This is a genomic window from Lutibacter sp. B1, assembly GCF_012524075.1.
GTDB lineage: Bacteria > Bacteroidota > Bacteroidia > Flavobacteriales > Flavobacteriaceae > Lutibacter.
Window position 1 is genome coordinate 61,557 of sequence record NZ_JAAZUI010000004.1, and the last position, 12,012, is coordinate 73,568.

Consider the following 12,012-nt stretch of genomic DNA (forward strand, 5'->3'; position numbering starts at 1 on the left):
CTTAAAATGATTAACAAGCGTCTATTAATAAAAAATTTATTAGCCTACAATGATGAAAACAGCTTTTACGATAAAAAGCAAAAAATTTCATTAGATTCTAAAGAAGGTAAAGCAAAGTTTTTAAAACATGTATGTGCTTTATCTAACTCTAACCCAGAAAATAATTCTTACATAGTTGTTGGAGTTGAGGATAAAGAGAATAAAATTAAAGGAGTAGATTTTTTTGATGATAGTAAAATTCAGAATCTTATTGATGCCTATTTAAAAAATCCTCCAAAAATTCAATACGAAAATGTAGCTTTTCCTAGGTTACAAAGACATAAAGTTGTTGGATTGGTTACTATACTTCCTAACAACAAAGTTACATCACTAAAAAAAACGATATGGAAATATGTTAGAGGCAAAGTTTTTTATAGAAGAGGAAGCAATTCTATGTCTACTTTAGGTAAGTACGAATTAAGAAGTACAAATAAATCTATTGTTGAAGCTCTAGAAAAAAGTGCCAGCAATAATATTCAGTTAACATTAGACGGTGTTTTTGATTTTTTTGGAAGACATAAAGAAGAATACAATCCAACATATAAAGTATTTAACGAACAAGTTGTACTATGTTGGGCCGGAAATAAAAAAGAAGTTGATGGAAAAACTTTTTACTCTCGTGTAGATATAGAACTTATTAACGAGCAGATTAGATTGTTTTATTCTGCTTTAGATGAAGTTAAAATTGAATTTAACAAACGTTCTTTTATTATAACAGAATATGTGTATTTGGGAATAAAGGATAAATATGATTTTTATCCGTTTGAAAAAACTGTTATAAATTTTAAAGATAACGGCAAACACAATATTGTTAGTGAAATGCTTTTTCAACCACCTCAGTTTGATAGGTTTGTTTTGTTACATCTATTTAATAGCTGTAATGCAATTTTAGAAAAAATGAAGAAGAATTTACCCTTAACTCAAAACGAATTATTTGACGCTCAAGAGTTACCTACAAATTATATGATTTGTGTTTTGAATAAAATACCTAACGCTTTTGCTAAATTAAATGAAGCAAAAATCTACTTAAAAGAATTAGAAGATAAAACTAGTTATATAAAATATAAAGAAGCTGTTAGAGTTTTAAGAAAAGTTAAGTACAGATAAAAACGCTCCTAAAATGGAGCGTTTTTAATTGAATATTTTTTACAGATCGAATTTAATACCCTGCGCTAAAGGCAACTCTGTAGTATAATTTATGGTATTAGTTTGGCGTCTCATGTAAATTTTCCAAGCATCAGAACCCGATTCTCTTCCGCCACCTGTTTCTTTTTCACCTCCAAATGCACCTCCAATTTCAGCGCCAGACGTTCCAATGTTAACATTAGCAATTCCACAATCTGATCCTGTTTGAGATAAGAATTTTTCTGCTTCACGTAAATTATTGGTCATAATAGCAGAAGATAATCCTTGAACAACTCCATTTTGAATTTCAATGGCATTATCAACATCACCAGAGTATTTTAATAAATATAAAATAGGAGCAAATGTTTCGTGTTGCACTATTTTATAATGATTTTCAGCTTCAACAATGGCAGGTTTAACATAGCAACCACTTTCATATCCTTTACCGCTTAAAACACCTCCTTCAACCAAAATAGTTCCTCCTTCTTCCACAACTTTAATCAAAGCATCTTCATACATTTTAACAGCATCTTTATCTATCAAAGGTCCAACATGATTTTTGGCATCAAGCGGATTTCCTATACGTAACTGTTTGTACGCATCAACCAGAGCATTTTTAAGTTTATCATATATTGATTCGTGAATAATTAATCTTCGAGTTGAAGTACAGCGTTGACCTGCAGTACCAACGGCACCGAAAACCGCTCCAATAATTGTCATTTTAATATCAGCATCAGGTGTTACAATAATTGCATTGTTTCCTCCTAATTCTAAAAGCGATTTTCCTAAGCGTTCTGCTACTGTTTTTGCAACAATTTTACCCATTCTAATAGAGCCTGTAGCTGAAATTAGTGGAATATTTTTATCGGCAGTCATAAACTCTCCTACCCTATAATCACCGTTAATTATGTTAGAAATACCTTCAGGTAAATTATTTTCTTTTAGTATTTCAGCAATTATATTTTGACAAGCAATACTGCATAGTGGTGCTTTTTCTGAAGCTTTCCAAATGCAAACATCACCAGAAATCCAAGCTAACGCAGTATTCCAACTCCACACAGCAACAGGAAAGTTAAAAGCTGAGATAATACCAACAATGCCTAATGGATGGTATTGATCGTACATTCTATGTCCCGGACGTTCAGAATGCATTGTAAAACCGTGTAATTGACGAGATAAACCAACGGCAAAGTCGCAAATGTCAATCATTTCTTGTACTTCACCCAATCCTTCTTGCAACGATTTTCCCATTTCATATGAAACTAATTCACCTAAAGGTTGTTTAAGTTCTCTAAGTTTTTCACCAAATTGACGTACAATTTCACCTCGTTGAGGGGCAGGTTTTAATCGCCAAGTTTTAAATGCAGTTTGGGCAGTTTCTATTACTTTGGTATAATCTTCTTTAGTTGTAGTAGTTATTTTGCCTATTAATTTTCCATCAACAGGAGAATATGATTCAATAATTTCACCATTCCCAAAAAAATCATTGCCTGTAGATGTTCCTTTATTTATGTCTTTTACGCCTAATTTGTTTAAGGCATCTTGTATTGTTTTTGTAGTTGTTTCTATTTCCATGATATGGATTTTTATATATGATTCTTACAAATTTACAAATAAAATGTGTTAAAAAAGGAAAGCCGTTTCAAATTTGAAACGGCTTTCTTCATTCAATATTTGGTAACCAACCAAATAATAAACCAACTAAAACTTATAATTTAAACCCGTATAAACTCCTAAGTAATACGGTTGAAAACTCCCGGAGTTTTTTGAAAAGGTATTAGTCTGAACTTTAAACATAGGTGATATATTTATATAAAAGTTTTTCTTGATTGAATAATCTATATCTATTCCAATATTTCCACTAAAATTAAGATCTCTTAAATTATTTGAAGATCCTAAACTTTGACTAAAACTGTTGGTTTCAATAAAAACTTCGTCTCTATTTAAAAGTAATGTACTAAAACCTCCAACTAAATTTACCCCTAATTTACCATCAGTTACACTGTATTTTATTTCAACAGGTATTTCAATATAGCCAAAAACCTGATTTAAACTACCAACATTATCCTCTACTAAATTAGAATTTGCGGCTTGTGAAGACTTTGCATTTTCTGTTCTGGCAACTACAGGATTAGTAGATAAATTTGAAAAACCGACAACGGCAACGCCCGGAGTTACGTAAACATTATTAGTTTTGTAACCCAAATTAATAAGGTTAACGCCTGATTGTAAACTGAATTTATTAGTAATTTGATAAGCAAATTTTACGCCGTAAGAGTATGAAGAACTTATAGATGTAGGATTGTTTTTAAATTGTTCATCAATACCCGATCCATCTCCAAATGAGTTAAAATATATAGGAGCAAATATAGTTGCTACAGTAAATTTACTTTCTTTAACACTTTCTTTTTCTGGACTTTCAATGCTATTAATATCTTTAAGAGGTAAATTTTTTGTGTCTGCCAACAAATTATTTGTTATGGTTTTTTTATTAAATGTAGTTTCTTTTTCAAGTTCGGTTTGTTTATTTTCTACATTAGTAAGTTTCTCTTCCTTAAAGGTTTTAATATTATCTATTTTTTGTAATTTTTTTGTAGTTGGGCTTATTTTATTTTGTGAATTTGTATCAACAGAATCTTTATCATTAATAATTTCATTAGGGTTGTCAATTTTAGACATCAAATTTTTGGTGAAATTATTTTCAGGTATAAAGTAAATTGCTCCAACGGTAAAAAGTAACATTAAAACAGCAGCAATACTAGATAACTTTACCCAAATAGGTATGCGTTTCTTTTTTGGGGTCGAACTTAATCTTTTTTCAATAGCATCCCAAGATTTATTAGGTGGGAAAACTTCAAAATCTTTTAAGTTTTCTTGAAAAATTCTATCAATATTTTTATAATCTCTCACAACTCTCTTTTATCTTAAATAGATTGTCGATCTTGTTGATGCAATTCAATCTTTTGTTTTAAAATAGCTCTTGCTCTGGCCAAATTAGATTTGGATGTACCCTCGGCAATGCGCAACATTCCGGAAATCTCTTTATGAGAAAACCCATCTAAAACATAAAGGTTAAAAACCAATCTGTACCTTTCGGGTAACTCAGTTATGAGATTTAACAAAAAATCTAAAGAAATTGCTTCATCATCAACATCAACAACCACTTCATCGGGTATCTCTTCAGTAACAATATTTAATACATTTTTTTGTCGATACTTTAACAAAATTGTATTTACCATAACACGCTTTAGCCAACCTTCAAATGATCCTTTGAATTTAAACTGCCCAATTTTATCAAATATGGTTATAAAACCGTCTTGAAAATTATCTTGAGCCTCTTGTCTATTTCTAGAATATTTCAGGCATATCGAAAACAACTTACCCGCAAAAAGCTGGTAAATTTCTTTTTGTGCTTTTCGATCATTATTAGCACATTGTTTTATGAGTTTATTTAAACTCAAATGCTAGCGTTTTAATTGTTAATAAGATACCTAAAAAGACAATAGGTTGCGTAAATTTACATTACTTTTGCAATGATTCCCAATTTTTATGAAAATAAACAATATTTTTAATAATACTATAATTGATAATTTTGAAGATGCTGCACTTGAAATATTTCGATTTCAAGCAAAAAATAATAGTGTTTATAATGAATTTTTAAATCATTTAAAAGTTGATATAAATGAAGTAAAGCAATTAAATCAAATTCCTTTTTTACCAATACAGTTTTTTAAATCGCACCAAATTCTTTCTTCCAAAGAAAAAATTCAACAAGTTTTTTTAAGTAGTGGAACTACAGGGAGTGAGCAAAGTAAGCATTATGTTACAGATTTAAAGATTTATAAAAACAGTTTTACAAAAGGCTTTGAACTTTTTTACGGACCAATTAAAAATTACACTGTTTTAGCTTTATTGCCTTCTTATTTAGAAAGAGAAGGTTCTTCATTAATATATATGGTTGATAATTTTATTAAAAAATCAAACAACCCAAAAAGTGATTTTTATCTAAACAATTTAGACGAATTATACACAACTTTAACTGAGTTGGATACTGCAAATGAAAAAGTATTGCTTATTGGTGTTTCTTTTGCTTTGTTGGATTTGGTTGAGAGCTATAAATTCAACTTAAAAAATACAATTGTAATGGAAACGGGCGGTATGAAAGGCAGAAGAAAGGAATTAATTCGAGAAGAATTACATAAAATTTTATGTGAAGGTTTTGGCGTTGAAAAAATTCATTCGGAATATGGAATGACAGAATTGTTGAGTCAGGCGTATTCTAAAGGAGACGGAATTTTTCAATGCCCACCTTGGATGAAAGTGATGACTAGAGATACCGAAGATGCGCTTACACTTTTACCTAACGGAAAATCAGGAGGAATAAATGTAATTGATTTGGCAAATATAAACTCATGCTCTTTTATTGCTACGCAAGATTTAGGTAAAGTTTATGCAAACAATACTTTCGAAATTATTGGCCGTTTTGATAATTCTGATATCAGAGGCTGTAATTTAATGGTACTTTAAAATTAGTCACCTATAAAATAAGAACTTAATTCTTGCGTATTTGTTATTGATTGTGAAGTTGGTATATCAAACTCAACTCCTAATGTTTCAAGTAATAAAATTGTTGTAGAATCCAATTCAAATTCAATAATTGCATTAGCTTTTATCAAACCAATATTTTCTGCATAATAAGAATCAATAGACAATATATCTTGACTGTCAATTAAAGAGAATTCTGTTTCATTACCTTGAACTTCAATTGTTGTATGCATTGAAACATTTAAAGCAATATTTGTACCTATAACGTTTGTATATGTGTTGTTATTAACTTTTAAGGAGTTTTGATTGTCAATTTTAGTGAAAACAAGTTTATATTCAATAGTTATTGGGAAACCCTGAAGTTCTTTTGTAAATTCTCCATCATATAATGATAAGGTTTCGTTTCTGTCTGCATTTAAATCGTATAAAACAGCACTGTTAAAGTCTATTGAAAAATCATCAAAACCTTCAATTGGCAATTGCAATTTTCCTTTTTCGGTTAAAGTAGATTCAGTTTTATAAAGCGTACCATTAGTTAACAAAATATTCATTGTACCATTAGCTATATTGCCGCTGTTAGCTTCTAATACAAAACTTGTTGAAGAACTCGATTTAACTGCAATAAAGTCTTGAGATTGTGTATCATCGGCATTATTATCTTTTGTTTTCACATCATAATTCCAATAATTATTTTCAGTTGACGGGTAATAATCGCCTGTAACAGATTTTTTGTCATTATCATCATCAGAACATGCTGTTAAAAACAGTAATGCAATAATTGTTGTTAGTAGTTTAAATTTTTTCATGACTTTATTTTTTTAAAGTTATACAATTTTCAATATAAAATAACTTTTTTTACCTCGCTGTAATAAAACATAATTATTTGCTATTAAATCTTTTATGGCTATAATACAGTCTTCATTTACTTTTTCTTTATTAACAGAAATAGAGTTTTCCTTTAAAGCTCTTCTAACTTCACTGTTCGATTTTAAAAATCCGTTATCTGCAAAAGCAGGTACAATTTCTAAACCATTTTCTATAATTGAACGTTCAATTTCTGCTTGTGGTACACCTTCAAAAACATCTAAAAAAGTTTGTTCATCTAATGTTTTTAAATCTTCAGCAGTTGACTTTCCAAACAAAATACTTGAAGCTTTGATAGCATTATCAAAAGCCTCTTTACCATGAGTCATAATAGTTACTTCTTCCCCAATTTTTCGTTGTAAAATACGTAAATGAGGCGATTCTCTGTGTTCAGCAATTAAAGTATCAATAGTTTCTTTATCCAAAAAGGTAAATATTTTAATGTACTTTTCTGAATCTTCATCAGATGAATTTAACCAATATTGATAGAACTTATAAGGCGATGTTCTTTTTGCATCTAACCAAACATTACCGCCGGCAGTTTTACCAAATTTTGTACCATCAGCTTTTGTAATTAATTTACACGTTAATGCAAAGGCTTTTCCTTGAGCTTTTCTTCTTATTAACTCAGTTCCGGTAGTAATATTGCCCCATTGATCGGAACCACCCATTTGAAGCATACAATTTTTTTCTTTGAATAAGTGGTAAAAATCGTAACCTTGAAATAATTGATAGGTAAATTCGGTAAAACTCATTCCGGTTTGAGAGTCGGAATCCAAACGTTTTTTTACTGAATCTTTTGCCATCATGTAGTTAACAGAAATGTGTTTTCCTACATCTCGAACAAATTCAATCAATGAAATTTCTTTCATCCAATCGTAATTGTTAACCATTTCTGCTGCGTTTTCCGATGTATTATCAAAATCTAAAAAACGAGCTAACTGTGCTTTAACTCCAGCAACATTTTTATTTAAAGTTTCTTCGTCTAACAAATTTCGTTCTTCGGATTTTCCTGACGGATCTCCAACCATACCTGTTGCGCCTCCAACTAAAGCTATTGGTTTATGTCCGGCTTTTTGAAAATGCATTAATATAATAATTGGCACCAAGCTGCCAATGTGCAGTGAATCGGCAGTTGGGTCAAAACCTATATAACCAGTTGTTTTATTTTCTAATAAATATTCTTCAGTTTCGGGCATAATATCGTGTAACATGCCTCTCCAACGTAGTTCTTCAACAAAATTCATTCTAAAATTTTTAAATTTTAGCAAAGATAAAATTTTAGTTATTAGTTAATGCCTTTTAACAGGTAGTTTTTTATATTTTAGTTCCATGATTTTAGTAACAGGCGGAACCGGTTTTGTTGGCTCACACTTATTGTATCTTTTAACTTTAGAAAATGATGCCGTAAAAGCTATTTATAGAAAAAAAAGCACTTTAAATGCTGTAAAAAAAATATTTAGCTATTATTCTGATAATTTTGAATCACTTTTTAATAAAATTGAATGGATTGAAGCTGATCTAATGGATGTTTGCTCCTTAGAAAACGCTTTTAAAAATGTTACGCACGTATATCATGCAGCCGCCTTGGTATCTTTTAACCCAAAAGATTATAAGTTAATGCGTAAAATAAACATTGAAGGAACTTCAAATATTGTGAATTTATGTGTAACTGGTGGTGTAAAAAAACTATGTTTTGTAAGTTCCATTGCAACGATTGACAAATCGTTAAACACTAAAATTATAGATGAAAATTGCGAATGGAATACCGAAAATAACAATTACAGTTATGCAATTACAAAATATGGAGCCGAAATGGAGGTTTGGAGAGCAACTCAAGAAGGTGTTGATGTAGTAATTGTTAATCCGGGAATTATTTTAGGTGCCGGTTTTTGGAAAAGCGGCTCGGGAGAAATGTTCTCAAATATTTATAACGGTTTCAAGTTTTATGCTGATGGTGTTACCGGTTTTGTTGCAGTTAAAGATGTTGTTTTTGCCATGATACAATTAATGAAAAGTGACATTAAAAATGAACGTTATATTCTGGTTTCAGAAAATAGGAGTTTTCAAGATGTGTTTTTTCAAATTGCCGACACTTTTGGCGTAAAAAAACCTTCAATAAAAATTACTAAATTAATAAGTTCTATTGCTTGGAGAGTAGATAAAATAATAACTGTTTTAACCAACAAGTCTCCAATAATTACTAAGCAATCGGCAAAATCAATTCATAGCAACTATTATTATTCTTCAAAAAAAATAACAGAAGCACTAAATTTTAGATTTCAACCAATTTCTGAAACTATAAAAGACGTTTGCAGTTTGTATAAAAAAGATTTATAATGAACTTGAATTTACATCAAATTATTAAAGAATGGACTGATAATCAATCTTTTGATGATAAAATTATCACGCTTTTTAATAAAGTTCGTGATATACCTTATGGAGATATAGGCTCCAGAAATCCGCTTGATGTTATTAAAAATAATAAAGGAACATGTTCCGGTAAACACGAATTGCTAAAAGCTATTTATAAAGAATTGGGTTTTGAGGTTAAAGATTTTATAATTATACATAAGTTTAACGATTTACCTGTTAGATTTCCCGAAAATATTAGAGCAATACTTGATAAAAACCAAATAGTTGACCCACATAATTTTTTTAAAATTAAAAGAAATGATAATTGGTTTGTTGTTGATGTTACTTGGGATAGTAATTTAGAAAAATTAGGTTTTCCTGTAAATAAAAATTGGGATGGTGTATCTGATATGAATATTTCAGTTGCTTTGGGAGGTGAAATTTATGAAACAGTAAAACCACTTGAGTTAAAAAGAGATTTGATTGCTAAACTTCCAACAGAAGTTCAAAAAGATAGAACGTTGTTTTTAAAAGAACTCACTAAATGGTTAGATTTTGAAAGAACAAAAGCCGAAGTGTAAATTATTTTATTTTAGGCAAATCGGGCCTACTAATTTTTTTAATAGGTTTTTTAAGCCTATTTATCGAATCTTGTATTTTACGTTCATCATCATATTGCTTTTTTAAAGCCTTAAGTCGTTCTTCAACCTTTGCTAAAATTTCATCATAATCATCTATTCTCGAAGTATAGTAATAATTGCTTTCCTTAAATCTAGTGCTGTCAATATTGTATTTTTCAAAAACCAAAGGAAAATAATTTACATTTCGTTCAAGATTTAAATTTTTGATATTTTCGGCTCCGGCAGCAATATACATATCGGTTAATAAATCAACCATTTGTTTTTTAGGAATTAAATTATCGGGTTTTTTTATAATTGTATTACTGGTACAGCTTACAAAAAAAGCAATAAAAAGTAGTATGTATATTGGTTTATTCATTTGTTCTATTAAACAATAAACGTTTCCCTTTTATTGTATCATTAAATTTTCCGTTGTCATAAATTAAATTTCCATTAACAAAAGTGTGGGTAATTTTTGAATAAAATGTAGTTCCTTCAAAAGGAGACCATCCGCATTTATACAAGATATTATCTTTAGTAACAGTCCAAGGCGAAGCTATATCAATTAATACCAAATCGGCATAATATCCTTTTCTTATAAATCCTCTTTTTTCAATTTTGAATATTTTAGCAGGATTATGACACATTTTTTCAACTATTTTTTCAATTGAAATTTTTCCGTTCCTGTACACTTTTAATAATGCCGGTAATGCGTGTTGTACTAATGGTCCGCCACTTGGTGCTTTTGTGTAATTTTGTTGTTTTTCTTCTTTGGTGTGTGGAGCATGATCTGTAGCAATAACATCTATTCTGTCATCTAACAATGCTTTCCAAAGTCCTTCTTTGTCTTTTGTAGTTTTTATAGCAGGATTCCATTTTATAAAAGTTCCTTTCTCGGCATAATCACTTTCGTCAAACCAAAGATGATGCACACAAACCTCAGCGGTAATTTGTTTTTTTTCTACAGGAATTTTATTTGTAAAAAGCTCTGTTTCTTTAGCGGTTGATAAATGAAAAACATGCAAACGTGCACCTGTTTTTTTTGCTAATTTTATTGCTTTTGATGATGAGATATAACAAGCTTCTTCACTTCTTATTTTGGGATGTAATTCTATAGGAATTTCATCACCATATTCTTGCAGGTAAGTTTCAAGATTATTTTTTATGGTTGTTTCATCTTCGCAATGTACAGCTATCAACATTTTAGTTGATGAAAATATTTTTTCTAACACGTTTTCATCATCAACCAACATATTTCCGGTTGAAGAGCCTAAAAATAATTTAATTCCCGCTACATTAGAAGGATTTGTTTTTAATAATTCTTCTAAATTATCGTTTGTTCCACCAAACATAAATGAATAATTGGCGTACGATGATTTTGAAGCAATATCAAACTTTTGTTCCAATAACTCTTGAGTAGTTGCCTGCGGAACAGTATTTGGCATTTCAATAAATGAAGTAATACCACCTGCAATAGCAGCTTTACTCTCCGTTTCAATTGTTGCTTTATGAGTTAAGCCGGGTTCTCTAAAATGAACCTGATCGTCAATTGCTCCCGGAATCAAATATTTTCCCTCAGCATCAATAACTTTTGTGTTAGAAGATTTTAAACTTATTGAAGTATCAATATCAACAATGTACTCTCCGTCAATCAATACATCACCTTCAATAATTTTTCCTTCATTAACTATTTGAGCATTTTTAATAAGTATTAAACTCATAATGGTACATTTCTTTTTATTTAAGCAATTCTCGAAATCTCATTTTAATAACACCAAAAACAGCTTCAGAAATTATTGAAGCGCTCATTTTGGATGTTCCCTTTTTTCTGTCTGTAAAAATAACTGAAACTTCTTTATGTTTGAAATTTCTTTTCCAAGATTTGAATTTCATTTCAATTTGAAAAGCATAACCTACAAATTTAATTTCATCTAATTCTATGTTTTCCAGCACTTTACGTTTATAGCATACAAATCCAGCAGTTGTGTCAAAAATAGGAATTTGTGTAATAAATTTAACGTATCGGGAGGCAAAATATGATAAAAATAACCGTTTAAAATCCCAATTAACAACATTAATTGAATTATTTAAATACCTTGAGCCAATTGAAAAATCGGCACCATCTTTGTCACAAGCATTGTAAAGTTTAATTAAATCGTTAGGGTTATGAGAAAAATCGGCATCCATTTCAATTATATATTCATAATTTTTATTTAAAGCCCATTTAAATCCATGTATATAAGCAGTTCCAAGTCCTGTTTTTTCATTTCTTATTTCCAAAAATAAATTAGGAAATTCTTTCTGTAACCTTTGAACAATTTTTGAAGTTCCGTCAGGAGAATTATCGTCAACAACCAGTATGTCAAATAGCATTTCTTGAGAAAATACGGCTTTAATTATAGCCTCAATATTTTCTTTCTCATTGTATGTAGGTATTATTACAAGCGTGTTCGACATATAAAAA

General features: G+C 29.8%; 12 protein-coding genes. 4 read left to right on the forward strand and 8 right to left on the reverse strand.

From position 1 onward, the window contains the following. Nucleotides 1-6: 6 nt before the first annotated feature. Complete coding sequence (locus tag HGB55_RS03480) at nucleotides 7-1,146, forward strand: ATP-binding protein (protein WP_168814686.1); 1,140 nt, start codon at nucleotides 7-9, stop codon at nucleotides 1,144-1,146. Between the two features lie 39 nt (nucleotides 1,147-1,185). On the opposite strand, the gene HGB55_RS03485 is transcribed toward HGB55_RS03480, so the two are convergent. The 3 genes from HGB55_RS03485 to HGB55_RS03495 form a co-directional block, all read right to left on the reverse strand. Further along, on the reverse strand, nucleotides 1,186-2,739 hold the full coding sequence (locus tag HGB55_RS03485; protein WP_168814688.1) for an aldehyde dehydrogenase family protein: 1,554 nt from the start codon (nucleotides 2,737-2,739) through the stop codon (nucleotides 1,186-1,188). Between the two features lie 126 nt (nucleotides 2,740-2,865). Beyond that, nucleotides 2,866-4,074 carry an outer membrane beta-barrel protein gene (locus HGB55_RS03490; RefSeq protein WP_168814690.1) on the reverse strand — a complete coding sequence of 403 codons (1,209 nt, stop codon included), beginning with the start codon at nucleotides 4,072-4,074 and terminating at the stop codon, nucleotides 2,866-2,868. A gap of 14 nt (nucleotides 4,075-4,088) precedes the next feature. Continuing rightward, nucleotides 4,089-4,625: an RNA polymerase sigma factor gene (locus HGB55_RS03495; protein WP_168814691.1), complete on the reverse strand. Its 537-nt coding sequence runs from the start codon at nucleotides 4,623-4,625 to the stop codon at nucleotides 4,089-4,091. A gap of 88 nt (nucleotides 4,626-4,713) precedes the next feature. Between HGB55_RS03495 and HGB55_RS03500 the strand changes: the two genes are divergently transcribed. Next, nucleotides 4,714-5,691: an acyl transferase gene (locus HGB55_RS03500; protein ID WP_168814692.1), complete on the forward strand. Its 978-nt coding sequence runs from the start codon at nucleotides 4,714-4,716 to the stop codon at nucleotides 5,689-5,691. 2 nt (nucleotides 5,692-5,693) lie between these two features. Here the strand turns inward: HGB55_RS03500 and HGB55_RS03505 are convergent, their stop codons facing one another. Both HGB55_RS03505 and tyrS read right to left on the reverse strand, forming a co-directional pair. Next, nucleotides 5,694-6,515: a hypothetical protein gene (locus tag HGB55_RS03505; RefSeq protein WP_168814693.1), complete on the reverse strand. Its 822-nt coding sequence runs from the start codon at nucleotides 6,513-6,515 to the stop codon at nucleotides 5,694-5,696. 18 nt (nucleotides 6,516-6,533) lie between these two features. Beyond that, entirely contained in the window at nucleotides 6,534-7,820 is a 1,287-nt protein-coding gene (tyrS, locus tag HGB55_RS03510; RefSeq protein ID WP_168814694.1) for a tyrosine--tRNA ligase, read from the reverse strand. 85 nt (nucleotides 7,821-7,905) lie between these two features. Between tyrS and HGB55_RS03515 the strand changes: the two genes are divergently transcribed. Together HGB55_RS03515 and HGB55_RS03520 are read left to right on the forward strand one after the other, a co-directional pair. Continuing rightward, entirely contained in the window at nucleotides 7,906-8,913 is a 1,008-nt protein-coding gene (locus tag HGB55_RS03515) for an SDR family oxidoreductase (RefSeq protein ID WP_168814695.1), read from the forward strand. After that, the gene (locus HGB55_RS03520; protein WP_168814696.1) at nucleotides 8,913-9,509 is read left to right on the forward strand and encodes a hypothetical protein; all 597 of its coding nucleotides are present in this window, start codon (nucleotides 8,913-8,915) and stop codon (nucleotides 9,507-9,509) included. The genes HGB55_RS03515 and HGB55_RS03520 overlap by 1 nt, the downstream gene beginning before the upstream one ends. 1 nt (nucleotide 9,510) lies before the next feature. Here HGB55_RS03520 and HGB55_RS03525 read toward each other — a convergent pair whose 3' ends face one another. From HGB55_RS03525 to HGB55_RS03535, 3 genes are read right to left on the reverse strand one after another with little or no spacing between them, the layout of a single operon-like run. Next, nucleotides 9,511-9,927 (reverse strand): DUF4296 domain-containing protein, encoded by a 417-nt coding sequence (locus HGB55_RS03525; protein WP_168814697.1) that lies wholly within the window; start codon nucleotides 9,925-9,927, stop codon nucleotides 9,511-9,513. Next, nucleotides 9,920-11,269 carry a dihydroorotase gene (locus HGB55_RS03530; protein WP_168814699.1) on the reverse strand — a complete coding sequence of 450 codons (1,350 nt, stop codon included), beginning with the start codon at nucleotides 11,267-11,269 and terminating at the stop codon, nucleotides 9,920-9,922. Before HGB55_RS03530 ends, HGB55_RS03525 begins: the two co-directional genes overlap by 8 nt. A gap of 16 nt (nucleotides 11,270-11,285) precedes the next feature. Continuing rightward, a complete protein-coding gene (locus tag HGB55_RS03535) occupies nucleotides 11,286-12,005 on the reverse strand; it encodes a polyprenol monophosphomannose synthase (RefSeq protein ID WP_168814701.1) in 720 nt (239 codons plus the stop codon). Between the last annotated feature and the right edge of the window lie 7 nt (nucleotides 12,006-12,012).

Bases quoted from the DNA above. Each gene is read 5' to 3' on its own strand.
- HGB55_RS03530 (WP_168814699.1), bottom strand. From the start codon at position 11,269: ATGAGTTTAATACTTATTAAAAATGCTCAAATAGTTAATGAAGGAAAA.
- tyrS (WP_168814694.1), bottom strand. From the start codon at position 7,820: ATGAATTTTGTTGAAGAACTACGTTGGAGAGGCATGTTACACGATATT.
- HGB55_RS03500 (WP_168814692.1), top strand. From the start codon at position 4,714: ATGAAAATAAACAATATTTTTAATAATACTATAATTGATAATTTTGAA.
- HGB55_RS03480 (WP_168814686.1), top strand. From the start codon at position 7: ATGATTAACAAGCGTCTATTAATAAAAAATTTATTAGCCTACAATGAT.
- HGB55_RS03525 (WP_168814697.1), bottom strand. From the start codon at position 9,927: ATGAATAAACCAATATACATACTACTTTTTATTGCTTTTTTTGTAAGC.
- HGB55_RS03515 (WP_168814695.1), top strand. From the start codon at position 7,906: ATGATTTTAGTAACAGGCGGAACCGGTTTTGTTGGCTCACACTTATTG.
- HGB55_RS03520 (WP_168814696.1), top strand. From the start codon at position 8,913: ATGAACTTGAATTTACATCAAATTATTAAAGAATGGACTGATAATCAA.
- HGB55_RS03535 (WP_168814701.1), bottom strand. From the start codon at position 12,005: ATGTCGAACACGCTTGTAATAATACCTACATACAATGAGAAAGAAAAT.
- HGB55_RS03485 (WP_168814688.1), bottom strand. From the start codon at position 2,739: ATGGAAATAGAAACAACTACAAAAACAATACAAGATGCCTTAAACAAA.
- HGB55_RS03505 (WP_168814693.1), bottom strand. From the start codon at position 6,515: ATGAAAAAATTTAAACTACTAACAACAATTATTGCATTACTGTTTTTA.